Source organism: Synechococcus sp. A15-60, assembly GCF_014280095.1.
Taxonomy (GTDB): Bacteria; Cyanobacteriota; Cyanobacteriia; order PCC-6307; family Cyanobiaceae; genus Synechococcus_C.
Genome location: NZ_CP047933.1, coordinates 638,153 through 664,061, shown reverse-complemented (window position 1 = coordinate 664,061; position 25,909 = coordinate 638,153). Strand labels below are relative to the sequence as shown.

The 25,909-nt window shown below is 61.2% G+C and carries 23 protein-coding genes, 1 tRNA gene and 1 pseudogene; 15 read left to right on the top strand and 10 right to left on the bottom strand.

The genetic code is table 11. The features are described from left to right. The first annotated feature begins 42 nt into the window (after positions 1–42). Together infB and SynA1560_RS03405 are read left to right on the top strand one after the other, a co-directional pair. Entirely contained in the window at positions 43–3,429 is a 3,387-nt protein-coding gene (gene infB, locus SynA1560_RS03410) for a translation initiation factor IF-2 (protein ID WP_186501172.1), read from the top strand. After that, positions 3,429–3,986: pseudogene (locus tag SynA1560_RS03405) on the top strand (low-complexity tail membrane protein); the annotation flags it as partial. The gene infB and the pseudogene SynA1560_RS03405, both read left to right, overlap by 1 nt. 630 nt (positions 3,987–4,616) lie before the next feature. Here the strand turns inward: SynA1560_RS03405 and SynA1560_RS03400 are convergent. Further along, positions 4,617–4,781 carry a photosystem II assembly family protein gene (locus tag SynA1560_RS03400; protein WP_370523209.1) on the bottom strand — a complete coding sequence of 55 codons (165 nt, stop codon included), beginning with the start codon at positions 4,779–4,781 and terminating at the stop codon, positions 4,617–4,619. A 136-nt stretch (positions 4,782–4,917) separates the two neighbouring features. Here SynA1560_RS03400 and SynA1560_RS03395 point away from each other — a divergent pair. The 3 genes from SynA1560_RS03395 (at position 4,918) to SynA1560_RS03385 (ending at position 7,929) form a co-directional block, all read left to right on the top strand. Further along, positions 4,918–4,990, top strand: a tRNA-Thr gene (locus tag SynA1560_RS03395). A 72-nt stretch (positions 4,991–5,062) separates the two neighbouring features. Further along, complete coding sequence (locus tag SynA1560_RS03390; protein ID WP_186501171.1) at positions 5,063–6,277, top strand: DUF389 domain-containing protein; 1,215 nt, start codon at positions 5,063–5,065, stop codon at positions 6,275–6,277. Between the two features lie 536 nt (positions 6,278–6,813). Next, positions 6,814–7,929, top strand: a complete 1,116-nt coding sequence (locus SynA1560_RS03385) for a metallophosphoesterase (RefSeq protein WP_186470263.1) — start codon at positions 6,814–6,816, stop codon at positions 7,927–7,929. Positions 7,930–7,979: 50 nt separating this feature from the next. Here the strand turns inward: SynA1560_RS03385 and psbA are convergent, their stop codons facing one another. Further along, positions 7,980–9,059 (bottom strand): photosystem II q(b) protein, encoded by a 1,080-nt coding sequence (psbA, locus tag SynA1560_RS03380; protein ID WP_006040880.1) that lies wholly within the window; start codon positions 9,057–9,059, stop codon positions 7,980–7,982. A 386-nt stretch (positions 9,060–9,445) separates the two neighbouring features. Between psbA and SynA1560_RS03375 the strand changes: the two genes are divergently transcribed. From SynA1560_RS03375 to SynA1560_RS03365, 3 genes are all read left to right on the top strand, one after another. Beyond that, positions 9,446–9,796: a hypothetical protein gene (locus tag SynA1560_RS03375; protein WP_186470262.1), complete on the top strand. Its 351-nt coding sequence runs from the start codon at positions 9,446–9,448 to the stop codon at positions 9,794–9,796. Beyond that, the gene (locus tag SynA1560_RS03370) at positions 9,793–10,281 is read left to right on the top strand and encodes a hypothetical protein (protein WP_255477043.1); all 489 of its coding nucleotides are present in this window, start codon (positions 9,793–9,795) and stop codon (positions 10,279–10,281) included. Before SynA1560_RS03375 ends, SynA1560_RS03370 begins: the two co-directional genes overlap by 4 nt. A gap of 107 nt (positions 10,282–10,388) precedes the next feature. After that, positions 10,389–10,757, top strand: a complete 369-nt coding sequence (locus tag SynA1560_RS03365) for a hypothetical protein (protein WP_186501170.1) — start codon at positions 10,389–10,391, stop codon at positions 10,755–10,757. Here SynA1560_RS03365 and SynA1560_RS03360 read toward each other — a convergent pair. Continuing rightward, a complete protein-coding gene (locus SynA1560_RS03360) occupies positions 10,754–11,683 on the bottom strand; it encodes an aspartoacylase (protein ID WP_186470260.1) in 930 nt (309 codons plus the stop codon). The two genes, SynA1560_RS03365 and SynA1560_RS03360, sit on opposite strands and share 4 nt — an antisense overlap. Positions 11,684–11,738: 55 nt before the next feature. Between SynA1560_RS03360 and SynA1560_RS03355 the strand changes: the two genes are divergently transcribed. The 3 genes from SynA1560_RS03355 to SynA1560_RS03345 are packed head-to-tail and all read left to right on the top strand — an operon-like array spanning position 11,739 to position 15,270. Further along, positions 11,739–12,728 carry a glutathione S-transferase C-terminal domain-containing protein gene (locus SynA1560_RS03355; RefSeq protein WP_186501169.1) on the top strand — a complete coding sequence of 330 codons (990 nt, stop codon included), beginning with the start codon at positions 11,739–11,741 and terminating at the stop codon, positions 12,726–12,728. Next, positions 12,725–13,363 (top strand): DUF2301 domain-containing membrane protein, encoded by a 639-nt coding sequence (locus SynA1560_RS03350; protein ID WP_186501168.1) that lies wholly within the window; start codon positions 12,725–12,727, stop codon positions 13,361–13,363. Before SynA1560_RS03355 ends, SynA1560_RS03350 begins: the two co-directional genes overlap by 4 nt. Then, positions 13,360–15,270: an ABC-F family ATP-binding cassette domain-containing protein gene (locus SynA1560_RS03345; protein WP_186501167.1), complete on the top strand. Its 1,911-nt coding sequence runs from the start codon at positions 13,360–13,362 to the stop codon at positions 15,268–15,270. The genes SynA1560_RS03350 and SynA1560_RS03345 overlap by 4 nt, the downstream gene beginning before the upstream one ends. Here SynA1560_RS03345 and SynA1560_RS03340 read toward each other — a convergent pair. Beyond that, positions 15,251–15,748, bottom strand: a complete 498-nt coding sequence (locus tag SynA1560_RS03340; RefSeq protein WP_186501166.1) for a hypothetical protein — start codon at positions 15,746–15,748, stop codon at positions 15,251–15,253. The genes SynA1560_RS03345 and SynA1560_RS03340 overlap by 20 nt on opposite strands. 156 nt (positions 15,749–15,904) lie before the next feature. Between SynA1560_RS03340 and SynA1560_RS03335 the strand changes: the two genes are divergently transcribed. Then, a complete protein-coding gene (locus SynA1560_RS03335; RefSeq protein WP_186470255.1) occupies positions 15,905–16,123 on the top strand; it encodes a CP12 domain-containing protein in 219 nt (72 codons plus the stop codon). A gap of 70 nt (positions 16,124–16,193) precedes the next feature. Here SynA1560_RS03335 and SynA1560_RS03330 read toward each other — a convergent pair whose 3' ends face one another. Beyond that, a complete protein-coding gene (locus SynA1560_RS03330) occupies positions 16,194–16,376 on the bottom strand; it encodes a hypothetical protein (protein WP_186470254.1) in 183 nt (60 codons plus the stop codon). Between the two features lie 90 nt (positions 16,377–16,466). Next, a complete protein-coding gene (gene obgE / locus SynA1560_RS03325) occupies positions 16,467–17,456 on the bottom strand; it encodes an Obg family GTPase CgtA (protein WP_186501564.1) in 990 nt (329 codons plus the stop codon). Positions 17,457–17,516: 60 nt separating this feature from the next. Between obgE and SynA1560_RS03320 the strand changes: the two genes are divergently transcribed. After that, positions 17,517–18,749, top strand: coding sequence for an ABC transporter ATP-binding protein (locus SynA1560_RS03320; RefSeq protein WP_186501165.1), 1,233 nt, complete (start codon positions 17,517–17,519; stop codon positions 18,747–18,749). 25 nt (positions 18,750–18,774) lie between these two features. Here the strand turns inward: SynA1560_RS03320 and SynA1560_RS03315 are convergent, their stop codons facing one another. The 4 genes from SynA1560_RS03315 to SynA1560_RS03300 all read right to left on the bottom strand — a co-directional run bounded on the left by SynA1560_RS03315 (position 18,775) and on the right by SynA1560_RS03300 (position 23,736). Next, positions 18,775–21,153: an endonuclease MutS2 gene (locus tag SynA1560_RS03315; RefSeq protein ID WP_186501164.1), complete on the bottom strand. Its 2,379-nt coding sequence runs from the start codon at positions 21,151–21,153 to the stop codon at positions 18,775–18,777. Continuing rightward, positions 21,153–21,551 carry a VOC family protein gene (locus SynA1560_RS03310; protein WP_186470251.1) on the bottom strand — a complete coding sequence of 133 codons (399 nt, stop codon included), beginning with the start codon at positions 21,549–21,551 and terminating at the stop codon, positions 21,153–21,155. Before SynA1560_RS03310 ends, SynA1560_RS03315 begins: the two co-directional genes overlap by 1 nt. A gap of 132 nt (positions 21,552–21,683) precedes the next feature. Further along, positions 21,684–22,679: a porphobilinogen synthase gene (gene hemB, locus SynA1560_RS03305; protein WP_186470250.1), complete on the bottom strand. Its 996-nt coding sequence runs from the start codon at positions 22,677–22,679 to the stop codon at positions 21,684–21,686. Between the two features lie 55 nt (positions 22,680–22,734). Next, positions 22,735–23,736 (bottom strand): DnaJ C-terminal domain-containing protein, encoded by a 1,002-nt coding sequence (locus SynA1560_RS03300; protein ID WP_186501163.1) that lies wholly within the window; start codon positions 23,734–23,736, stop codon positions 22,735–22,737. 118 nt (positions 23,737–23,854) lie between these two features. Here SynA1560_RS03300 and SynA1560_RS03295 point away from each other — a divergent pair, with 118 nt between their 5' ends. After that, complete coding sequence (locus SynA1560_RS03295; RefSeq protein ID WP_186470248.1) at positions 23,855–24,223, top strand: hypothetical protein; 369 nt, start codon at positions 23,855–23,857, stop codon at positions 24,221–24,223. A gap of 4 nt (positions 24,224–24,227) precedes the next feature. After that, complete coding sequence (locus tag SynA1560_RS03290; protein WP_186470247.1) at positions 24,228–25,868, top strand: SulP family inorganic anion transporter; 1,641 nt, start codon at positions 24,228–24,230, stop codon at positions 25,866–25,868. Positions 25,869–25,909: the final 41 nt, after the last annotated feature.

The following is a 25,909-nucleotide window of genomic DNA, read 5'->3' as shown; positions in this document are numbered from 1 at the left end:
GGCGCCCCGAGCACCTCGTGCGCGGACCGACCGGAGACCTGAATGACCAGCAGCGGCAAAGTCAGAATCTATGAGCTGTCCAAGGACCTGGGCCTGGACAACAAAGACGTGCTGGATGCCGCTGAGAAGCTGTCCATTGCGGCCAAGAGTCACAGCAGCTCGATCAGCGAATCCGAAGCAGGCAAGATCCGCACCCTGCTCAAGAGCGGTGGTGGATCCAACGCGACCTCAGCTCCAACCAAACCTGCTCCTGTCAAAGCCATCCTGTCGGTGAAGAAAGCCGCTGACACGCCGACAGCAGCACCGGCCAAACCGACACAGCCACGGCCCGTCGCTGAAAAGCCCGTTGCCACGCCAGCTGCTCCAAACCGGGCTACGGCACAGAAGCCCCCAGCACGACCAGCGTCACCGGCCAAACCTTCCGCCCCACAGGTCACGGCTCCCCAGAAGAGAGCCCCGCAAAAACCGGTCGCTCGCCAGCAAACGATTGTTCGCCAGCAACCGGCACAGAAACCAGTGGAGCGCCGGTCTGGTGCCCCGCAGCAACCCACCCCGCGACCTGCTGCTGCGCCGGCGCCCAACAGGACCGCCAGTCGACCGACTGCTCCGCCGGCACGTCCCACAGCACCCAGTCCTGCAGCCAAACCGCGCAGCGCAGCCCCGATTCGCCGTGGGCCCGCTGACGGTGCACGTCCCTCGGCACCACCGCCGACACGACCCCAGCCCAAATCACCGATCAACAGAACTGCGCCACCTCCGCAGCGGCCAACCCGACCGGAATTAGTGGGCCGTCCCCAGCCGAAACGCCAAGGTGCACCTGCACGACCGGGTGCTCCTGCGCGTCCTGGTGCACCCCGTCCGGTCCCGGCAGGCGGGCAGCGCTCCGGATCCCCTCAGCGTCCAGCCGGTTCGCAACGGCCCGGAGCCCCCTCCCGCCCTGGCTCTCCTGCCGGCCGCCCTGGGGCCGGAAGGCCCGGCAACACCCTGGAGCTGGTTGGGAAACCAATTCGCCGTGATGGCAGCGGCAATCGCGGTGATGCAGGCCGGCCCGGCGGTGGACAGCGCGGCGGCGCTGCTGGCAATCGGCCTGCCATGCCATCAGGTATGCGCAAACCGGTCGCACCTGGTGAGCTCATGCAGCTGCAGAAGCCCACGGGTCGTCCGGCGGTTCCTCCACCACGTCGTCCTGATGGAACCCCCGTCAGCCCTCGTGGTGATGGTCCCAAGGCCACACCACCCTCCACTCGGCCGACCCCTCCGTCTCCGGCCAATGCACCGCGACGACCTGGATTCCGTCCGGGCGCAGGCCCAGGCGGCCAGCGCCGTCCCGGTCGTCCCGACTGGGATGACAGCGCCAAGCTGGAAGCACTCCGCAACCGCTCGCCACAGAAGCAGCGCCAGAAGGTTCACATCATCGGTGAGAACGATGATTCACTCGCAGCGCAAACCGGTGGGTTCGCTGGCGAGCAGGAGAACATGGTCTTGTCGGCGAGCTTGGCTCGTCCTGCCAAGCCCAAGTCGCAGCAAAGAACCACACCGAAACCGGTGGCAGCGATGCGCAAGCGTCGCAAGGAAACGGCACGTCAGCGTCAACGTCGCCGAGCCATGGAATTGCGAGCAGCACGCGAAGCCAAACAGGTACGTCCAGAAATGATCGTTGTGCCGGAGGACAACCTCACGGTGCAGGAGCTGGCCGACATGCTCAGCGTGGAAAGCTCCGAAATCATCAAATCCCTTTTCTTTAAAGGAATCATCGCCACGGTCACCCAAACCCTGGATATGCCCACCATCGAGACTGTGGCCGAGGAATTCGGTGTACCGGTTCTCCAGGACGACGTGGAGGAGGCGGCCAAGAAGACCGTCGAGATGATCGAGGAAGCCGATCGCGAGCACCTGATCCGACGCCCACCCGTCGTCACCGTGATGGGCCATGTCGACCACGGCAAAACCAGCCTGCTGGATGCCATCCGCAAGGCTCGCGTTGCCGCAGGCGAGGCCGGTGGCATCACACAGCACATTGGTGCTTACCAGGTGGAAATTGAGCACAACGACCAGGCCCGCAAGCTCACCTTCCTGGATACACCGGGTCACGAAGCCTTCACGGCCATGCGTGCCCGTGGCACCAAAGTCACCGACGTTGCCGTTCTTGTGGTGGCAGCTGATGACGGCGTACGTCCTCAGACCTTGGAAGCCATCAGCCACGCCCGTGCGGCGGAAGTACCGATCGTGGTGGCGATCAACAAGATCGACAAAGAAGGCGCCTCTCCTGACCGCGTCAAACAGGAGCTCTCCGAGCAAAATCTTCTGGCCGAGGAGTGGGGTGGTGATGTGGTGATGGTGCCTGTGAGTGCCATCAAGGGCGAAAACATCGACAAGCTCCTGGAGATGCTTCTGCTCGTCACCGAGGTCGAAGACCTTCAAGCCAACCCCGATCGCATGGCACGTGGCACCGTGATCGAAGCCCACCTCGACAAGGCCAAAGGCCCTGTGGCAACGCTGTTGGTTCAGAACGGCACCCTGCGCACCGGTGATGTGGTGGCAGCTGGCCCCGTGCTCGGCAAGGTGCGCGCCATGGTGGATGACGCCGGTCTGCGCCTCAAAGATGCGGGTCCGTCCTGTGCCGTGGAGGCGCTCGGTTTCAGCGAAGTGCCTACCGCCGGTGATGAGTTCGAGGTCTATGCGGATGAGAAATCGGCGAGAGCCGTGGTGGGCGATCGGGCTTCCGATGCGCGTGCCACACGTCTCGCTCAGCAGATGGCGTCTCGCAGGGTGTCGCTCACCGCGATGTCCGGCCAAGCCAATGAAGGAGAACTCAAAGAGCTCAACCTCATCCTCAAAGCCGATGTGCAGGGCTCCGTGGAAGCCATCCTCGGATCCCTGGAACAACTGCCCAAGGATGAAGTCCAGGTTCGTGTTCTGCTCTCCGCACCAGGAGAAATCACCGAAACCGATGTGGACCTGGCCGCTGCGTCTGGCGCGGTGATCATTGGCTTCAACACGTCCATGGCATCGGGTGCCAAAAAAGCTGCTGATGCCAATGGCGTCGACGTTCGCGATTACGACGTGATCTACAAGCTGCTGGAAGACATTCAGCTGGCGATGGAAGGTCTGCTCGAACCGGAACTGGTGGAGGAAGCATTGGGCGAAGCCGAGGTGCGTGCTGTGTTCACCATCGGCAAGAGCGCTGTGGCGGGTTGTTACGTCACCACCGGCAAACTGCAGCGCAATTGCAAGGTGCGCGTGCATCGCGGCAAAGAGATCGTGTACGCAGGCGATCTCGACTCGCTGCGACGCAACAAGGACGACGTCAAAGAAGTGGCCACGGGCTTCGAATGCGGGGTGGGAACCGATCGCTTTGCCAACTGGCAAGACGGTGATCGCATCGAAGCCTTCAAGATGGTGACTCAGCGTCGCAAGCTCACCACCTGATGATCACGCGCCGAGAGCCACTGCTCTGGCTCCAGTTGATGGCCGTTGCCGTCATTCCCCTGGAGCTCGAGCTGCTCAGGCTTCTGCTTGCAGGACCTGCGCTGGGTCCAGTCCCGGCTCTCGAACGCCTTCTGATCTGGGGACTGGCGGTCATCGGACCGGGCCTCCTGTTATGGCGACGCCCTGCGGACTGGGGCTCCATGCTCTTGGTTCGTCTTCCCCTGCCTGGGCGGAGTCCTGATCAACGGCGCATCAGCGCATTACCTCAGACACTTGCCCTGAAGGCGACTCTTGTTCTGGGGATGACACTCCTGCTGCTGAGCTTCTGGAGCATCGACCGATCGGCCCTCCTGGTCACTCAGATGTCACCGCTAGCCAATGACAGTCGTCTGACTGCGCTTCTGCTGGCAGGTCCCCTCCTCACCTTGATGCTCTGGCAGTGGCAACAGCTCTGGCAGTCGATCTGGCTTCTCACGCAACCAGACCAGGCCTTTGAAAAGATCAAGCCAATCAGCGAAGCTGAATTGCGTGATCGCACCGTGTCGTTCGGGCTGAGCATCCTGCAACTACCTGCCCTCGAATGGCCGGCCCCCGAAACCCCCGATCCAGCCCCAACCGCGGCAGCTGCTGGCGTCGACGACTCCACCGCTGATGCCAGTGAGCCCGAAGCAGCAGCGGAGCTCGCAGACACCACCGAAGCCCCCAAAGCTGACGCCCTCGAAGCCGAAGATCCCGAAAAGCCAGCATCCATCAGCTCCGAAGAGGACGAGCCCGCGTTGCGCGCGACTGACGACCCCAGCAGCAGGTCTGAAACGGCGGCTGAACCAGAAGAGCTCGAAACAGGAGAGTCAGGGACGGACACTCCCAAAGACAACGCCGACGCTAGTCCGGAGCTCACAGACAACGCCGAAGCCCCCAAAGCTGACGCCCTTGAAGCCGAGGACCCCGAAACGCCAGCATCCATCTGCTCGGAAGAGGACGGGCCCGCGTTGAGCGCGACTGACGACCTCAGTAGCAGGCCTGAAGCGGCGACTGAACCGGACAGCGCCGAACCGGACCAATCCGAACCTGAAGAGCCCGAACCAGAACAACCTGCGACCGAGGAGCCGAAAACAGACGACCCTGCGGCAGACGCTGAACCCTCACAGGAACCTGCAGACTCGGCTGACGATGCCGAATCGCTGAAATCAGCTGTCTCTGGATCGATCGAACCAGAGCAGGAAGCCGAAGAGGACGACGGCCCCGACCTGGATGGTGAGGTCACTGATGACAACTTGATCCCCGGCGGAGAGGCGGAAGGTCATCACAAAAAGGCCTAGGCCACCGGACGCAAACAACGCCAGCCAGAGCAAGCGGCGCAGGCCTCTCCATGGCGTACGAGACTCCTCCAGAAGCCTCTTACGCAAAGCGGGATCCAAGCGCGAATCTCCACCAGGTCCGTCGTTCAAAAGGATTTTGCGGGGCCTCGAATGTTAATTTCCTAGGGACGCCGATGTAGCTCAGCTGGTAGAGCAACGCTTTCGTAAAGCGTGGGTCGCCTGTTCAAGTCAGGTCATCGGCTTGGAATGATCCCTGCAATTGGGGCGAATCGTTGGGTCAGACAGACCAAACTGCACTGACCGTCTGACACTCCATGAACGCGGACAGCTTGTCCAGCAGGAAGCTCAAGCGACTGCATCGCAGTCACATGCGTGATGCAGAGCTGAATGAGGTGTTTCTTGTGCTGAGCGTGGGGGCAAGTCTGATCGCCACGCTGGGGCTGCTTGCCAACAGCGCTGCTGTGGTGATCGGCGCGATGGTGGTTGCCCCTTGGATCACACCGCTGCGGGCTGCTGCCTTCGCCATTCTCCTTGGGGAGGTGCGGTTGTTGGGACGATCGCTCAGGACTCTGCTGGTGGGGGTATCCACCACCACGCTGCTGTCGTTGATCCTGGGTTTGGTGGCCGGTCTCCCCAAATTCGGAGCAGAAGTCCTGACCAGGACCGAGCCCAACCTGCTGGATCTAGGCATTGCCCTCGTGGCTGGGGGATTGGCGACCTACGCCAAATTGCGCAGTGATGCGGTGAGTTCCGTGGCAGGAACAGCCATTGCCGTCGCCCTCGTGCCACCGGTCTGTGTCATGGGTCTGCTGCTATCGCATCAGCGCTGGAGCGAGGCCTCCGGAGCTGGCCTGCTTTTCACCACCAACCTGCTGGGGATCCTCACTGGCGGCCTCATGCTGATGGCTTGGAAAGATCAGCAATTCCGCCATGTACTGCGTCGCAGTCACCTGAGTGCAGCCAGTTTTCTGCTCACAGGCCTGTTGTTAATTCCCCTGGGAAGCAGCTTTGTGAGCCTGCTGGGGCAGGCCCGCAAAGACAACACGAGAGACATCGTGCAAAGGACCATTCAACGCTTTCTGACCAAGGAGACCCTCACCTTCGGAGACCCTGAATCCGTTGATGTGGAGCGGGTGGATATCGATTGGGATCAAAACCCACCGGTGATTCGTGTGGTTGTGCGTGTCGCTGACCCCAACCGCCCCACATTCACACAAGTGTCGAAAGTGCAGGAGGAAATCAATCGCCGCCAACCGATTCGCTTCAGGATGGTGGTTCAACGCACCGCAGTGGATGTCGTCGGTCCCAAAGAACAACCCAACGAAAACAGCCCTGAAGCCCGACAGCTACTGAGCCCTCCACCGATCCCAGAAGCTCCCGCACCGTCGCCAACCGAGGCAATCACAGGGGATGATGCTCAGTCAGGAGATGAGCGTGGGCTCACCCAAGACTCAGGGCCATTGACCATGGAAGCGGAAGCACAACCCAAACCAACCACACAAGAGTTGACCGAAGATCAGCAACCCTGACATCAGCCATGGCTTGATCGGTGGTGATGGTCTGAATTCGCCAAAGCCGCACCCAGTGCAATGCACAGAGTTTCAGAGCCCATCGAAGGCGCTTTAAACCAAGCAATCGTCCAATCTTTGCACTGAAAAACCAGGCAAAAGCGAAAAACAAGCAGGCGCAATCTTAAAAAGCAAAAACAAACCTGTAAAACGATCACTTTCAATCCCTCACTGCTGACACTCTCTGTAGACCTTGGCAAGAGCCGGCTCGCCTTCCCATCAAGGAGTTAGGCCTGGATTGACGCCAGGCAAAGGCTTGATGTCATTCAATTCTCTGGTTTAAAAATCCAAGACCCTTCAATATTGAGCCACATCAGCTGAAATCAAGCGAACCACCTTGCGACGCGAAACAACTGTCTTCAAGGGTTTCATGGTCCTGCAAAGGAATCACCAAGCCACCTGCTCGGCGGGGGCTTGGTGATTCAACTCAAGCTGAATCGTGTTCAGCTTCAGTCTCAGCTGATGGCATGGGCTGCATTCAGGCATAAGCTCAGCCGATGAAGCAGCCCGGACGGCGAGACTTTCTGCGGCTCATGGCCGGCGCCGCTGCGTCGGGCTCGGCCTTGGAGCTCCTGTTGAGACAAGGGGTTTCGCAACCACATCTTTCCGAACCAACCAGCCCTCCCCAACTCCAAGCAGAGCGCCTCAGGATTGGGCTGATCAGCGATCTCAACAGCTCGTACGGCAGCACCAGCTATGGCGCCAGCGTTGGACGAGGCGTGAACCTTCTGTTGCAGCAGAAGCCCGACCTGGTGATTTGCGCCGGAGACATGGTCGCGGGCCAAAAAACATCGCTCTCCGACCACCAGCTCGCAGCGATGTGGGAAGGCTTTGAGACCTTCGTGCGACGGCCACTGCAGGAGGCTGGCATTCCCCTACTTCCAGCGATGGGAAATCACGACGCATCAAGTCAACGATCTCAAGGCCGCTGGATCTATGCGCGGGAGCGGCAGCAGGCCTCACTGTTTTGGAACAAGCATCAGCAGGAGCTGCCATCAGGGCTCACGGCAGGGGAGAACTTTCCATTTCAGTACGCCTGGCATGAACCAGGTCTTTTTCTCGTCGTGATGGATGCCTCATCCGCAACTGTGAGCAGTGCTCAGCGGCAATGGCTTTCCCGCACGTTGAAGTCACCGCAGCGTCAGAGCGATGACCTTTGCCTTGTTGTGGGCCATCTCCCCATAACGGCCTTTAGCCAGGGCCGGGCACGCGCTGGCGAATGCATCTTCAACGCCGCATCGCTGGCTGCTGAGCTACGCGAAGCCGGGGTGGATCTCGTGATCTCGGGTCATCACCATGCCTGGTATCCCGCTGAGGCTCTGGGGCTTCGACTGCTGAGCCTTGGCGCGATGGGCAGCGGACCGCGGCGACTGATCGGCAGCAGCGTCACCTCACCGGCCTCGCTCACATTGCTGGATTGGTCTCCTTCCGATCAATCGGTCTCCGAAAGAACGCTAAACCTCAACAGCTTCTCTGAGATGCAAATAGATCTGCTCCCAACAACCATTGTTGCGCCTGGTTTTGCCGAGGCCCGTCGACGCAGCACCCAGTGGGAGCGTCCTCAACGCGGTTCAGTCGTTCAACGCATCAGCCAACAAAAAGCCCCCTCGTGAGAGGGGGCTTTCCGATTCAACCGAAGCTGAATCTTTTGCAGACTTCAGCCTCAGCCGATGGCGGGAGCTTGCAGAGCCACAGGAGTGGACTCAGCAGCAGCCAGGTCGAGGGGGAAGTTGTGAGCGTTGCGCTCGTGCATCACTTCCATGCCGAGGTTGGCGCGGTTCAGCACATCAGCCCAGGTGTTCAGGACGCGGCCCTGACCATCAAGGATGGACTGGTTGAAGTTGAAACCGTTCAGGTTGAAAGCCATGGTGCTGACGCCCAGGGCAGTGAACCAGATGCCGACAACGGGCCAGGCAGCCAGGAAGAAGTGCAGGCTGCGGCTGTTGTTGAAGGAGGCGTATTGGAAGATCAGGCGACCGAAGTAACCGTGGGCAGCCACGATGTTGTAGGTCTCTTCCTCTTGGCCGAACTTGTAGCCGTAGTTCTGGGACTCGCTCTCGGTGGTTTCACGCACCAAGGAGGAGGTCACCAGGGAGCCGTGCATGGCGGAGAACAGGGATCCACCGAACACACCTGCGACGCCCATCATGTGGAAGGGGTGCATCAGGATGTTGTGCTCAGCCTGGAACACCAACATGAAGTTGAAGGTGCCAGAGATGCCCAGGGGCATGCCGTCAGAGAAGGAACCCTGACCGAAGGGGTACACCAGGAACACGGCGGAGGCAGCAGCCACAGGTGCGCTGTAAGCAACGCAGATCCAGGGGCGCATGCCGAGGCGGTAGGAGAGTTCCCACTCGCGGCCCATGTAGCAGAAGATGCCGATCAGGAAGTGGAAGACAACCAGCTGGTAAGGACCGCCGTTGTACAGCCACTCGTCGAGAGAGGCAGCTTCCCAGATGGGATAGAAGTGAAGGCCGATGGCGTTCGAGGAGGGCACAACAGCACCGGAGATGATGTTGTTGCCATAGATCAGGGAGCCAGCAACGGGCTCACGGATGCCGTCGATGTCGACGGGGGGTGCTGCGATGAACGCAACGATGAAGCAGGTGGTGGCAGCCAGCAGGGTGGGGATCATCAGCACACCAAACCAGCCCACATACAGGCGGTTGTTGGTGGAGGTGACCCACTCGCAGAAGGACTGCCAGCCATTGGCGCCGGAGCGCTGCTGAATGGTGGTGGTCATGAGAACGGGAAAGAATGTCTCCGAAGAGACGGGTTATGGAAGGGCAGGAAGCCCTGCCGAGCCAGAGTGTAAAGCAACATTGCGCAACGTGTAGGCACGTTCATGAAGCTGACATGAAGAACCGTTGAGCTGGTGGTTCATAAAACGACGAAACGAGCAAATCGGCTAAAGGATCACTTAAGATTCTCGGATCGTGTCTCATGAGACGCCAGTGGTTTTGATTCGATGGTTAATCTCGGGCCAACGGCTTGAAGAGACCGTGCCAACCGAGCATGCGCGCCATCGGCGTCATGAACTCGAAGCCCAGGGTGCTGTTGTGTATTGGAGCGAACGACTGGCCGAACAGCGCTAAACGCCCAGACTGGTGAGCATCGACCACTGGGGTTATGCATCTCTTCAGAGCGTCCGTCACGCGATCTCTGGTGATGGCCTCTTTCGTTCTGATGGCAGGGGCCTTGCTGGGAGCCTGTCAGCCGAAATCAAGCCAATCTTCGTCGTCATCACAAAGCAACGGCGGTGAAATCAACCGCCTGCAAACTCGACTGGAGCAACTGGAGCGACAGGTGAGTGCCCTGAGTCGTAGCGACGACGCCGGCGACCGTATCCCTCCAGGACCCATTCAATCGATCACCTTCCGCAGCGGCACCGCAGACGATCGCGTCAGGATCTATTGGGAAAACGGCACCGTGAGCGATCTGCCCTGCACCCTCGAGCAAGGAACGTGGGCGTGCGGATGAGTAACAGCCTGGTCGAGGTCGACTCTCGACTCCTGAAACAGCCAGGTCAAGATGTGCCGTTCCTGGCCCAAGTCAACACACCATCCCAACGGCAAGGCCAAGCTGACGTGGCCTCCGCTCTTCGGATTGTCCGACTGCTGAGCGTCATCACAGGCTTGCTGTTCACGATGGGGCCGACGCCACCCGTGCGTGCAGAACCCTCGATGCCCATGGCTCAACCCCACGCCGCGAATCTGGCAAGGATGCGCGCAGAATCCCTCAACGGAGGACTGACGTCCTATCGAGCTGCAGGCTGCATGTACGAAACGGGAGCACGCGCCTGTCTTGTCTCGAGCACCAGCGAAAGCTTCACCTTCCGATTCCGCGGGGGGGCGCCGGGATGGGAACAGCAGAAGCCACCCAAGCCCAGCCTCGAGACCACTGTGGTCGTCTCCAAAGACGGCACCAGAATCCTGGCGGTTCCCTACAACGGCCCAATTCGATGAGGTGAGGTGACTGGCGCCTCTTGATCCAGGGACTACGACTGATTTGTTGACAGAGACAACTTCAATGTCTCCGAAATGTCTCCGATGGAGAGGTCTTTTTTAAGACCATGAACGTCTCCACCTTGACCGCTCTGGCGTTAATCGCCGGAACAGCATCCCTCGCCTTATCACCGGTGAAGGGTCAAGAAGCTGTGCCTGCAGCGCAGGTGCGCGCGATCAACCTGGCTCGCAATACCGCTGTTGCCGAAAACGGTGGATTGAGCATCTATCGCCCCCAACCGTGCATGCTCGAGACCAGCTCCGGGGGTGGGGATTGCCTCCTTCAGAACGATCCAAGCGTTTACACGTTTCAGTTTCTAGGTGGGGCCCCTGGCTGGCCTGAGGACGGCAGTGATGCCACCACCGAAACCGAGATTCAGATTTCACCGGATGGCCGGACGGTCGACAGCATCCTCTACAACGGCTCACCCCGCTAATCCATACTCAGCAATGATCGGAGTCCCTTGTCCCAGTCTGGTGACAAGGGCCAGCATTCACGGCAAGTGAGACTGAAGGCGATCGCTTTTTCGGCATAGGCCGCCTCATTGATAAAGACCGGCACGGCGCCTTGAGGACCATCGAAAGGGACGATCGTGTTGTCGGCTGTGATGAACAACGGATCGCCCCTACGCAGAGGCACCCAGTCACTATTTTGAAACTGGGGATGGATGAGGGCTGATGCACCACCGTCATTCCCCCTTGGCAGATCAATGCTGCCGAGATGACGATGAACCACGAGCTGTTCGGGATAGCGGGCTGACCCGTCGATCACCGCGGCCAGCGCCTCCAAGCAGGCCTGAAGCCCGCGCCTGGTCTGGTCGACGATGTCGTGGCGTCGCACGTTCTGAGGCACTGGGCCCACCTCAAGCACCAAGCCAAAGGGCCAGCGTTCCACCAGGAATCCCTGCTGCGCCGCATCTGCTTCGTGGAGATAGACGGGCAAACCAAGATGGGCTTGAACGAGAGCCGCCAGTGCCAAATCAGCCGGCCGGCGTCCGTACACCACCATGCAGTTGCCCATGGCGGCTGTGGTGCTGTGCAGATCAATGACGCAATCACAGGGGGTCTGGCCGTGCGGTCCAAACGCTTCCAATAGCTCATGAGCACGCCGCATCTCCTGATCCGCTTGATCGGGGTCCTCTCTGACGCGTTCGAGAAGGTCGGGACGGAAGGAGCGGTTGAGATCCCGGTCGCGATACCGACGCCCATCAGCACGGGCACCGGGATTGCCGATGATGGTCTCCACCTGGCAACCGCAGCTGTCGATCAGAGATGGATTGCTGGTCCATTGCTCTAGCAACCAGGGGCCATTGATCTCATTGCCGTGGGTGCCCGCCACCACCAGCACTCGGGGCTTTGCCATCACAACGCTGCACTCGCCGTCAGCCTGGCTGACAATGCAACGAAACGGAACTGAGATGTCAATCCCTCCGCTGGTGGTGCGCAGCGTCCGACAGGGCTGGCAGTGGCAATGGAGGCAATTGATGGGCGGCCTCGGCCCGGCCGACAGCCAAGGCAACTATCAGCGCCCCGAGAGCCAACCGATGCAAACCGAAGTTCTCGATGCTGACGATTTGCAGCGACGTGAACCGGCATGGCAGCCAAGACTGATCATCGGTCGCAGCTGCCCCTGGGCCCATCGGGTGTGGCTGATGGTGCAACTGCGCGGTCTGACCGATTCAATCCAAGTGCTCATGGCCACAGCAGATCACAACGAAGGGCGATGGCGGCTGGAGCCCAGCTGGCTGGACTGTTCAAGCCTGTTGGAGCTTTATCGGTACTGCGGCGCCGAACCAAGCCTGCGGGCCACGGTTCCCGTGCTGGTGGACCCCGGTGCTGGACCAGAGAGCCAAGCCAGGCTTCTGGGCAATGACAGCAGCCCTCTGAGTGCTGCGCTGAACCGCTGGCCAGCCGCAGCAGGTGCGCCGGATTTGTCACCGCCGCACCTGAAAGACGCCATCGAGCGATGGCAGACCTTGCTGCAACCCGCGGTCAATGACGGGGTCTACCGCTGCGGCTTCGCCAGAACGCAGGCGGCCTATGACCGAGCCAGCTCCGCCCTGTTCGAAGCCCTGCAGCACACCGAAGTGGCGTTGCGTCGAACAGGGCCATGGCTGTGCGGGGAGGTCCTAACCCTTGCGGATGTGCGCCTTTTTCCGACCTTGATTCGCTGGGAAAATGTGTACGCCCCCTTGTTCGGCTGTAGTGCCCAGCCGCTGTGGATGTTCCCAGCACTATGGACCTGGAGACAGCGGTTCCTCAACCTGCCGGGAGTGGCCTCCACTTGTGATGCCGCGGCCTGGCGTCATGACTACTTCGGCGCCCTGTTCCCGCTCCATCCCGGGGGGATCGTCCCGGATGGACCGAGCTTGAGCACACTGGTGAATCAACTAGTCCCGCAGCCATGATCATGGCCGATCCCCAGTTCGACGGTGTGTACGGGCCGTTCACAATCACCGCCTCGGATCGTGCGGAGGTACAGCGCTACCGGTTCTGCCTGCTCATCAGCGGCATCGCCATGACCGCAGGCCTTCTCCATTGGTGGCTGATCGGCAGCCAGTGGGCCTGGGTCTGGCTAATGCCGCTCTGCATCGGGCTTGGCTTGGCCTTGCAGTGGATTCATATCTACCTGCGCCCACTGCATCAAGCGCTGCAACTCTTTTGGTTGATGGGCTGCCTGGGGTGGTTGGTGCTGATGTGGAAGGTCTCACCGGGCCAAGCCCTCCAGACCCTTGGCCTCCATCCCCTTTGGATTCTGGCCGTCGGCCCCCTGTTCGCGGCATTGACCGGCATTGGGTTCAAAGAATTTTTCTGCTTCAGACGCCCGGAAGCTGTTGGCCTCACCCTGTTGCTGCCGATCGCCCTTCTGGGCCGGTTAACGGGCCTGGTCGGCACCAGCAGCTGCATGGGGCTAATGCTCATTGCCGCCCTGCTGCTCCTGGTGCTGTCGATGCGCAAATTCGGCATGGACGCAGCGGCCGACGTGGGAGACAAGAGCGTGTTTGCTTATCTGGACGCCCAGCGCCAAGTCGCCAACCCGTGAGTCTGATCAGCCTGGTTGATGCCTCCAAGGATTTCGGCATCCGAACCCTGTTCGAGGACCTCACGCTCCACATCCGTGACAATGACCGCGTGGGACTGATCGGTCCCAACGGTGCCGGTAAATCCACCCTGCTGCGGGTGTTGTCGGGCAAGGAACCCCTAGGGGGTGGAGAACGTCGCTGCTCATCGCGGCTGCGCGTGGAACTGGTCGGTCAGGACAGCGTTGTGGAGCCAGGCCTAACAGTGCTGGAACAGGTGCTCGCCGGCTGTGGAGAAAAGCGTGAGCTGCTGCTGCGATTCAGTGCGGTGTCGGAGGCCGTGGCCTGTGATCCCGAGAACGCGGTGGCGATGAAGGAGCTCGGCGCCCTGAGCGAGCGCATGGATGAAGAGGGTGCCTGGGGATTGGAGCAACAGTGCCAAGAGGTGTTGCAACGCCTGGGCATTAGTGATCTGCATCGACCAGTGGAGGATCTGTCCGGGGGGTATCGCAAACGCGTTGGGCTGGCCTCGGCCCTCGTGGCCAGCCCGGATGTGCTCTTGCTCGATGAACCGACAAACCACCTCGACGCCGCTGCTGTGGAGTGGCTGCAGAGCTGGCTGGATCGCTACCCCGGAGCGGTGGTGCTGGTCACCCACGACCGCTACGTGCTCGACCGGGTGACACGACGGATTGTGGAGGTGAACCGCGGTCAGGCCACCAGCATCGAAGGCAACTACAGCACCTATCTCCAACGCAAGGCGGAGCAGGAGGTGGCCGACGCAGCGGAAGCCGCACGCTTCAAAAGCGTGATGCGCCGGGAGCTGGCCTGGCTGCGGCAAGGCCCTAAGGCACGCAGCACCAAGCAAAAAGCCCGAATCCAGCGGATCGAGGCCATGCGCGAAGCGCCGGTGAAACAGGGTCGTGCCCAGCTGGAGATGAGCAGTGTGAGCCGCCGGATCGGCAAGCTCGCCATCGAAGCGGAACAGCTGATGGTTACGGCCGACGGCACCCCGGACGGCCCAGTGCTGCTGCAGGATTTCACCTACAGCTTCAGCCCAGAGGATCGCGTCGGAATCATCGGCCCCAACGGCAGCGGCAAGTCCACCCTGCTGGACCTGATCGCGGGACGACGCGACGTCACCGGCGGCAGCCTGCGCCTTGGTGAGACCGTTCACCTGGGCTATCTCGATCAACACACCGATGCACTCACCGAAGGTCGTGGGCTGGAACGCAAGGTGATCGAATTCATCGAAGAGGCCGCATCCAGGATTGACCTTGGTGGGGAACAGTTGAGCGCCTCTCAGTTGCTGGAGCGCTTCCTCTTCCCCCCCGCCCAGCAGCACAGCCCCCTCAGCAAGTTGTCGGGTGGAGAGCGCCGGCGTCTGAGCCTCTGCCGGATGTTGATTCAGGCGCCGAATGTGCTCCTGCTGGATGAACCCACGAACGACCTTGATGTGCAAACTCTGAGCGTCCTAGAAGACCTGCTCGAAGACTTCCGTGGCTGTGTGGTGGTGGTGTCACACGACCGCTACTTCCTAGATCGCACGGTCGATCGCCTTTTCTGCTTCGAGGCTGGACGACTGGAACGCTTCGAAGGCAACTACAGCGCGTTTCTGGATTACCGACGCGAGCTGGAGAAAGCGGCTGCGGACCAAGCCAATCGCAGCCGAACGAATGTGGCCGGCAAGAAAAAAGCTTCTCCGAAACCCAGCGATGGCCCACGACGGCGCAGTTTCAAGGAGTCCAAGGAGCTGGAATCACTGGAACGCGAGCTGCCCCAGATGGAGCAACGCAAAACAGAACTTGCGCAGGCCATCGCCTCAGGGACAGGCGATCTGACAAGCCTCAGTCAAGAGTTGGCCACTCTGCTGGAGACGCTGAACAACAGCGAGGAACGCTGGCTTGAGCTCAGTGAACTGGTTCCCTGAGCGAGCGTCGACGGCGACGCCGATGGAGCAGTTCATCCACTGCTGGCGCGGTTGGGTGATCACCCTCCGCCATGGAAGGGATCGGGCAGCTCAGGCAGGCCGGCTCCTCACTGATCCAGGGAGCCGGCCTGACCGACCGGCCTGACGCTTCGGCCAGTTTCATCGCCGTTGGCCGGTAATCCGAGGCAGAACGATGGAGCGCCATCTGGTCACCCATCCGGCGCAGATAGAGGTCATGCGACCAGAGCACCTGGTTGTGCTCAAAGGCTTCGCAAGCCGCCTGCACGGACTTGAACCGCTGGCTCACCAATCCCGACGGCGCGCATTGCTTCCACTCGAGCACATCTTGAAAGCTCAGACCAGTGCGCCACTGGCGTTGTTCAGAGAGGTAGCAAAACGTTTCCGGACCATTAATCCAGAACATCCGCCCTTCATCATCCATGAAATGGCGCCCCTGACGATGTCGGATCCTGACCATGACCACCAGCTCACTCTTCTTTGCTGGTAGCTGAGGTCACCAAAATGCTGCAACGGTGTTGTTACGGAAACCAGCGGTTCGGCGTGGGTGCTGGCAGCCCCGTTCGACAGCCGTAAGGTGAAGAGGTTGACATCGGCTTGGACACGCCGCGTTGCCATGAAATCGATCGACGAACACATCAAGAAAGACCTGACCGATCTTGAAGCGGCTAAAGCCGAGGGCAACGACGCCAAAATTCGCCATATCAGCGAAGAGCTGGAGTCTCTTCAGGATTACAAGAAAGAGCATCCCGGCGACAGCCACGACCCCACCCCCCTGGAGCTCTACTGCGAAGCGAATCCTGATGCCGATGAGTGTCGCGTCTACGACGACTGAGCGGTCTTTGGCCTCTGCGTTGGATCACTCAAAAGCGGGGCTAAGGCCCCGCTTTTTGATGGCCAAGCCATCACTGCTCCTCATCAAATTCTGCGGGACTGCCGGTCAGCGTGCAGACGACAGCTTCTTCAGGCTTCATGGCGTGCACCGTTGCAATGGGGCGGCCCCGGCGACGAAGAGCCTCAATCTGAGCAGGCGTCTGACAACGGGCGATCAGTTGACCATGGTTGTCGAAACAAGTGAAGAAAGTCATGAGACATTCTCGCGGTGCTTCTGTTATCGCCACGGCCAGCACCCGACACAAGTGCAAATGTGCCCACGCCCATAAACAGGCGCGAGGGGCTCAGACCCCCAGTTCGGCCCACACCCGGTTCAACAGAGCCTCCAGCCCCTGCCCCATCGCCGCAGAGATCAGAAGAGGCTTTTGGCCGCTGGCCTGCTCCAGCTGCGCCGACAGCTCTTCGCGACCAGCGTCATCCAGCAGCTCCAGCTTGTTGACCACCAGCAGGCGCTCACGATCCACCAGACCATGGCCATAGGCCTCGAGCTCTCGCTCCACCACACGCAGATCACCGAGGGGATCCTCAGCACCACCATCCACCACATGAATCAACAGCCGCGTGCGCTCGATGTGGCGGAGAAAATCATGCCCTAGTCCGGCGCCTTGCGCGGCACCGGCAATCAGCCCCGGGATGTCAGCAAACACTGTGCCATCCCCGGTGGGCCGTCGCACCACACCCAGATTGGGCACCAACGTGGTGAAGGGGTAATCGGCAATCTTTGGACGTGCCGCTGACAGCACGCTGATCAGAGTGCTTTTGCCCGCATTGGGCAAGCCGATGATGCCGACCTCCGCGAGGAGCTTGAGCTCGAGCTGCAGCGGCCATTCCTCACCATCGCGCCCCTCCGTGCACTTCTCCGGAGCACGGTTGCGATTGCTCAGATAGTGGGCATTGCCAAGACCGCCTCGCCCCCCAAAGGCGACGGTGAGCTGTTCACCCACTGACGTGAGATCCCCCAACAGGATGCCGGTGGAGAGGTGTCTCACCTCGGTGCCACAGGGAACAGGGATGACCAAATTTTGGCCCGATGCCCCTGTGCAGCGATTGGGGCCACCACGACGACCATCAGTGGCAGCGAACAAGCGCTTGTATTTGAAATCCAGCAGGGTCTGAAGGTTGGAATCCGCCTCCAGCACCACATGAGCGCCATGGCCGCCGTCACCGCCAGAGGGGCCCCCTGCGGGTACGTACTTCTCACGCCGAAAGGCCACGATGCCGTCGCCGCCACGGCCGCCCCTCACGGTGATTCGCGCCTGGTCGATGAACTGCACGAAATGCCTCGGTCGTGGCCAACCACCAACCCTAGGATCGCGAGGCACGGGAGATTGAGCTTGGCCGGCGTTCGCTTTGAAGCGCTCAGCAAGAGCTACCCAGCACGCGGTGGTGAAGGCCCCGTCGAGGTGATCAAAGACCTGTCTCTCGCCGTCGATGATGGCGAATTCCTGGTGCTCGTCGGCCCCTCCGGATGCGGCAAGAGCACCCTGCTGCGTTTGATGGCCGGACTGGAAGCGCCAAGTTCCGGAGAGATCTGGGTCGGCAATCAGGCTGTCAGCCAGCTGCGTCCCGCCAAGCGCAACGTGGCCATGGTGTTCCAGAGCTATGCGCTCTACCCACACCTGAGCGTGCGCGACAACTTGGGCTTCGGACTGCGGCGCAGCCGTCAACGATCCACCATCGACCAACTGCAGGATCAGCTGCATCGCAGCACTCGCTGGCTCCCCGAGCGACTGCAATACAACTCCCAACGGGAAGCCAGGGTTGAGCATCGAGTGCAGGAAGTGGCCGCCGCACTCGAACTGGACCGTCTCCTGGATCGACGTCCCAAAGAGTTGTCAGGCGGGCAGAAGCAGCGGGTGGCCCTGGGCCGGGCCATGGCCCGGCAACCGGCGGTGTTTCTGATGGATGAGCCCCTCAGCAATCTCGACGCCAAATTGCGCGGATCAACGCGCAAACAGATCGTGGAACTGCAGCGCCAGCTGGGCACCACCACCCTCTACGTGACCCACGATCAGGTGGAGGCGATGACCATGGGGCATCGGATCGCAGTGCTGAACCAAGGGGAGCTGCAGCAGCTGGGGACACCGATGGAGCTCTACCAATGGCCAGCCAATCTGTTCGTCGCCCAGTTCATCGGCAGTCCTCCGATGAATGTGCTTCCCGTGCAGGTGGGGCCAAGCCAGACGCTCATGCTCGGAGAGCGTCGCCTCAGTGTGGAAGGCCCCTTGGCCGATGCATTGGACCCCTTGGAAGGTCAGCAGCTCAGTGGGGGGATCCGCGCTGAACAACTGCGGGTGGCTCCTGCCACCAACCGCAATCTGCCAGCAGAGGTAAGCCACAGCGAAGTGCTGGGCAACGAACAACTGGTTACCTGCCGGTTGCTCAACGGCAACCACTTGGTGCAGGTGAGAGCCGAACCCGGCCTTGATGCCGTGCCTGGGGCTCTCATCCACCTTGAGCCGGATCCGCGCGGATGGCGTTTGTTCGATCAGCAAGGAAGCGCGATCAGCCCCGTGGCGGCCAGCCGCCTGAACGATGACGAGCCGGTTCTGCCCAAACTGAGCTGAACCATGCTGAATTGAACGACTGAACTCAGCGCACCCAGATCACACTGCAGCCGGCGCCACCATCCCCCTGATCGGCATCCACGACCCGGTCGATGTAGTTCAAGGATCCAAGCCAGTCGCGTAGCCCACGCTTCAGGCGTCCTGTGCCGATGCCGTGAATCACCCAGACGGGTCCATTGGCTCCGCGCAGCACGTCTTCAACAGCGGCCTCGGCCTCGTGCACGCGCATGCCACGCACATCAACGGTGTTACGCGCGGTGCGCACCCCTGCCGAACCACTGCCCCGACGAGCCTTGACCTGCACCACAGGTGCCTGGGGCGGCTCAGGCTTGCGCCCATCCAAACTTTCCACCGCCGACAGCTCCACGGTGCTGCGCATCACGCCACAACGCACCTGAAGTTGCAGACCATCGTCCGAAACCGCTAGCACCTCAGCTGCTTTCCCCAGGGCGAGCAGACGAATGCGGTCTCCGACCTGGGGGCGCCAACCCTGATGATTTCGGCGCTCTGGAGTCGAGCGATGACGATCTTCGAGCTTGCGCAAGCGCTGCCCTGCTTTGCGTGCGGTCTCACCATCTGCTTGATCATCACGCAGGCGACGAATTAGCTGGCGCACCTCTTTCTGGCCAGCACGGATGGAGGTCTCCAGCCGTTGCCGCCCCTGTTCCTGACGTTCTGCGGAATGACGCTTCTGCGTCTCCCAACGCTGAAGAAGCTCTTCATGCAACAACTCGGTGCGAGCCAGCAGGGCTGCGGCATCTTCAGCGGCAGCTTGTTGGCGCTGCCGTTGTTCCTCCAGGCCCTGGATGACAGAGTTGGCCTCACCCTCTCCTCCAGGTGACAACAGGCTGCGGGCCTGTTCGATCACGCCCGTCTCCAGGCCCAGACGGGTGGCGATCGCCAAGGCATTGCTGCGTCCAGGGATCCCCCACAACAAGTGATAAGTCGGAGACAGGGTCTCGCTGTCGAACGCAACAGACGCATTTTCGAAGCGCGGGTCGCTGTATTTGAGGGCCTTGAGCTCCCCGAAATGCGTGGTTGCCACGGTGAGCCGCGCCCGATCCGCCAGGGTGCGGAGCAGGGCTGTCGCCAAAGCCGTGCCCTCGCTGGGATCCGTTCCTGCACCCACTTCGTCCAACAGCACCAAGGCCGGTGCTGGACCGGAATCCACGTCAGCGAGGATGCGCCCAATGCGTTTCACATGGCCACTGAAGGTGGAAAGGCTTTGCTGCAGGGACTGTTCATCCCCGATGTCAGCCAGCACTTGGGCGCACCAGGGGAGCGTCGGGATCCCACCACAGGGGAGCCAGAGGCCGGCACGGGCCATCAGTGCCGCAAGGCCCAGGCTTTTGAGGGTGACAGTTTTCCCGCCCGTATTGGGACCGGTGATCGCCACCACCCGCAGGGAACTGGAGACGTCCACACTGACCGGCACAACGGCAGGTCCCTGTTCTTTGCGCTCTTGCCACACCAGCAGGGGGTGGCGGAGGTCCTTGAGCGCGAATGGCGCATTCTCTGAGGCCTCCAGGCGGGGAGGCACAGCGCCGAGCCACTGGCCATAGCGACCGCGCGACAGTGCCAAATCCAGCTCAAGCAACACCACCATCAGCGCCTGCAGCCCATCCACCTGCTCAGCCACAGCAGCACTCAGCTCCGCCAACACCCGCTGCTCTTCCTCGCGAATGCGGCCATCAAGATCGGCCAGTCGGTTCCCCAAATCAATCACCGATTTGGGTTCCACAAACACCGTGCTTCCGGAGGCGGAGCTGTCATGAACCATGCCGGGACACTGACCTCCGGCGCCAGCTTTCACCGCCAGCACAGGGCGACCATGGCGCTCCGCAATCACCGTGTCCTGCAGATGGGACGCCCAGCGCCGGATGACCTCCTGCAACTTGTCGCGACGCCGGGCGCGCAGCTCCTGCCACTGCCGTCGATGGCCCTCAAGCAACGCACTGGCGCGATCGGCAACGCGCCCCCCGTCTTCGATCGCGAATTTAAGGCGCTGTTCAAGCTCCGGCAGTGTGGCCACATCCACCAGCAGTGCGGTGCAGTGCGGGCGCAAGTCCGGATCATCAATCTGACGGCGCAAGCGCCTAGCCGCCCCGAGGGTCTCAGCCACCGCCAGCAAGTCCTCACCGGAGGCGGTCCCCCCCTTGCTGCAGCGCAGCAGGATCGGGTCCAGATCACTGACGCCCTGGAAACTGAGTCCGCCTTCCAGCAGACCATCCAGCGCGGCCATTTCCAGCGTTCTGGCTTGAAGCAGCAGGCTGGCGGGCAGCGACTCCGGCAGGGAACCAACACGACAGGCGCGACGGCCTTGGACCGTGCTGGCGAAACTGGACAGGTGATCACATAGCCGCGGCCACTCGAGCAGCTCCAGGGTTTCCTCGAAAGCAGACATCAACCGGTCGTCGTCCCGCCTGGCTGATTGGATGGAATCCCTCCGGGCGGTTCGTAGAGCATCTCCAACCAGTTGCCCTCTGGGTCACGCAAATAAAACGATGCCGTTCCATCGCGATGGTCGTGCACACCCCCCACCGCCACACCGGAGGCCTTCAGGCGTGCATGCACAACATCCACCTCTGCGCGGTCGCGGAAGTGAAAGGCGAAATGCGGTCCGGCAGCCTTGTAGTTCGGCCCTAGCAGGGCCAGACCGTCCCTTGAGTCTCCTGCTTCGAGGTAGCACCAGTCGTCGGCCTCCCACACCATGCGCATGCCGAGATCGGTGTAAAAGCCGACGGCTCGTTCCATGTCGTTGACGCGGATGGCGACATGACCCAGGCGCTGCACCGCAGACATGAATGAGCTCTCCAGATCGGCTCATTCTGTAGTGCGCTTGATCCTGAACGAGAGATGAGCCCAGCGAGACCATCCATTTCAGCGACTGGGCCGAGGCTTCAGCGTTCAAGCCGTCGGCAGCAGAATCACCCCCTACTTCAACCACTCCGCTGCATCACACGCGTGATACGTGAGGATCAGATCCGCTCCAGCCCGCTTAAAGCTGAGCAGTGTTTCCAGCACAACCGCGCGCTCATCGATCCAACCACGCTCCGCTGCGGCCTTCACCATCGAATACTCACCACTGACGTTGTAAGCAGCAATCGGCAGGTCGGACTCCTCCCGCAAGCGATGAATGATGTCGAGATAGGCCAGTCCAGGCTTCACCATCATGATGTCGGCACCCTCCTGCTCATCCAGCTGGGCTTCTGTGATGGCCTCCCTGGCATTGGCGGGATCCATCTGATATGTGTCCTTGTTCTTGGGGATGGGCTTGCTGCCGGCAGCGCGGGGGGCTGAGTCGAGCGCCTCGCGAAAGGGGCCGTAGTAGGCCGAGGAGTATTTCGCGGTGTAGCTGATGATGCCCACATGCTCGAAGCCCTCGTCATCGAGCGCTTCACGGATCGCACCGACCCGCCCATCCATCATGTCGCTAGGGCCAATCAGATCCGCACCTGCACGGGCCTGCATCACCGCCTGCTTGCAAAGCAGCTCGATGGTTTCATCGTTGAGCACCACCCCTTGCTCACTAACGATGCCGTCGTGTCCGTCGCAGGAATAGGGATCAAGGGCGACATCGGTCATGATCGCCATCTCAGGAAGCTCTTGCTTCAGCTGGCGGATGGCTCGAGGAATCAGGCCATCCTCGTTAAAGCACTCAGCACCGTCTTCGGTTTTGAGTTCTTCAGCCACCTTGGGGAAGAGCACCACGCAACGGATGCCGAGATCCCAGGCCCGCTTGACCTCCCCGGTGAGGTTCTCAAGGCTCCAGCGATTAGCACCCGGCATGGCACCGATCGGCTGCACATCGGCGCCCTCATGCACGAAGAGGGGGTAGATGAAATCAGCAGGAGACAGACCCGTCTCCCTGACCATGGCACGCAACGCCGGTGAACGGCGCAGGCGGCGAGGGCGATAGGTGATGTCCATCAACGGGCGTGGCTCAATGGAGGGCGATCGTAGGCGTCAAACCCTGCCTTTCCTGTCAGAGGCGGGCCTTCTGTAGCCAGTCTCCACGCGGATCTTCATGGCGTGCTCCCCGCAGCTGTTCCAACAGAGTTCGCTGTTCTTCAGACCACTCACTCGGCCAGCGCAGGCTGAGGCTGAGCAGCAAATCGCCACGACCCGATTTCACCGGCCAACCCTTGCCTTTCAAACGAAGGCTGCGTCCGGGTGCTGTCCCTGCAGGGATCGACACCTCGGCTTCCCCATCGGGAGTCATCACTGTCACCGTGCCACCGAGCGCCAACTCATCGAGAGACACGGGCAATTCGGCGCGGAGCTGATCACCATCAAGACGCCACACTGGATGGGCTTGTACGTCGAGATTGAGATAGAGGTCACCGCGACGCCCAGTCCCTGGCTGCAGATTGCCTTTCCCCTTCAAACGCAGACGAGATCCAGTCTTGACGCCGGCTGGAATGCGCACCTGCACGCGCTCACCGTTCACCGACAAGGTTCTCTCAGCTCCGCGGAAGGCCTCACCGAAGCTCACTTTCACGCTGGTTTCAGCATCGAGATTGACGGGAGCCCGTGACGCGCTGCGGGGAAACCCACCCCCTCCGAAACCACCACCAGGGAAGCCTCCCCCCGGAAACCCTCCGCCAGCAAAGCCACCGGGTGCGCCGCCGAACCCACCGCCGCCAGGCCCACCAAAACGACCCAGCAAATCATTGATGAAGTCATCGAAATTGCCATACCGACCGAAATCGACGTCGAAACCACCCGGCCCTGCTCCAGCTCCACCTCCTGCCTGATTCCAGTACTGGCCAAACTGCTCGTATCGACGGCGCTTGTCCGGATCCGAAAGCACCTCGTAGGCCTCACTGATCTCCTTGAACTTCGCTTCCGCTGCCTTATCGCCGGGGTTCACATCAGGGTGGTACTGACGCGCGAGCTTGCGAAACGCGCGCTTGATCGCATCGGCATCGGCACCGCGGTCCACTCCCAGCACCTTGAAGTAGTCGCGGTAGCCACTGCCGGCCATGGTGATCGTTCAGCCCCGAGGGCTCCACATGATCCCCAGTGTCCCAGTTCCGTCCGGGGTTCGGCACCGAAGCAGGAGTCGGGATGCCCGTACGTCGCACCACACGTACATTTCGGCCATGGTCAGATTTCTTCTGTTGGCGGCCCTTGCTGGCGGCAGCTCAGTTGTGTTGAGTAGCGAGGCCGTAAACGCCGCACCGGATCCGACGGCACTCGCGGATTACCTCAGGGCTTCCAAGGTCCTCTATTACGGCTCCTGGCGCTGCTCGGCCTGTCAATACCAAGGTCGCCTGTTCGGGGATGCCGTGAACCGACTTCCGTATGTGGAATGCGCCAAGCCCGATGAGTTCCCGATTCAGGCCGCTGCCTGTCAGACCGCTGAAATCCGTGCATATCCCACCTGGATCCTGCCGAACGGTGATCGTCGTGTCGGCGTGCAATCGCTTGAGGAACTGCAGCGCTGGTCAGGCATGAGTGCGAACCCTTAACGCCATGCCCTTGCGCCGGCCCGCCCTCTTCGTTGGCTTCAGTCGACAGCATTGGCGAGGTGATCTGACCGGAGGACTCACCGCCGCCGTTGTGGCCTTGCCGCTGGCGTTGGCCTTTGGCAATGCAGCTCTCGGGCCCGGAGGGGCCATCTATGGCCTGTATGGGGCGATCATCACTGGCTTTCTGGCCGCCTTGTTCGGAGGCACACCGGCCCAGGTGAGTGGACCGACCGGCCCGATGAGCGTCACTGTTGCCGGGGTGGTGAGCACGCTTGCGGCCATTGGTGCCAGTCGAGATCTGGCAGATGGCGACATGCTGCCCCTGGTCATGGCGGCCGTGGTGATTGGCGGACTGCTACAGATCCTGATGGGCGTTCTCAGGCTGGGGCGCTACATCACGATGGTTCCCTATTCGGTGGTCTCCGGCTTCATGTCGGGGATCGGAGTGATCATCCTCACCCTGCAGATCGGACCCTTGCTGGGGATCAACAGCCGGGGCGGAGTGCTGCAATCGCTGCAGATGGTGATCCGTGATTTTGAGCCGAATCCCGCGGCTCTCATCGTTGGCCTGGTGACCCTTCTGGTGGTGTTCACCACTCCACGGCGGATCAGCCAATGGATTCCGTCACCCCTGCTGGCGCTCGTTTTGATCACTCCGCTGTCTCTGCTGGTCTTTCCAGAAGGACTGGCCCGCATCGGCTCCATCCCCGGGGGTGGCCTGAGCTTCAACCTTCCGAACTGGCAGGAACAGTGGCCACTCCTGCTTCGAGCAGGCCTTGTGCTGGCCGTGCTGGGTGCGATCGACTCCTTGTTGACCTCCCTGGTCGCGGACAACATCAGCCACACTCGCCATCGCTCCAACCGTGAGCTGGTGGGTCAAGGCATCGCCAACACGGTTGCTGGACTGTTCAACGGACTCCCTGGGGCTGGAGCCACGATGCGAACAGTGATCAACATCCAGTCCGGAGGACGCACACCCCTCTCCGGCATGACCCATTCGATCGTTTTGCTGTTGCTTCTGCTGGGTGCAGGCCCGCTAGCAGCAGGCATCCCGACGGCCTTGCTGGCGGGAATCCTGATCAAAGTGGGACTCGACATCATCGATTGGGGTTTCCTGCGCCGAGCCCATCGCCTGTCCAAGAAAACAGCGCTGGTGATGTGGAGCGTTCTGTTGATGACGGTGTTCTGGGACCTGATTGGTGCCGTTGTCGTTGGCATGTTTGTGGCCAACCTGCTCACGATCGAATCAATCACCGACCATCAGCTAGGCAGCATGGACACCGGCACGGCTCACCTGTCCACACAGGAACAGCAGCTCCTGGAGCGCTGCGGCGACGACTTGATCCTGTTCCACCTGCACGGGCCGTTGAGTTTCGGTGCGGCGAAGGGGATCAGTGAACGGATGATGCTGGTGCGGCAATACCGAATCCTGTTGCTCGACATCACCGATGTGCCACACCTCGGCGTCACGGCAAGCCTCGCGATCGAACGCATGGTGGAAGAAGCGCAGGAAAACAATCGACGGGTGCTCGTCACGGGCGCTAAGGGCAAGGTCAAACGACGCCTGGCGCAGTTCGGCATCCACGAGCTGGTGGATGAGCGCTTGGATGCTCTTCAACAGGCTGCCAACTGGCTGAACGGTTGATCCATAGGCCATTGGCTGCAGACTCAGGAAGACAGGATGAT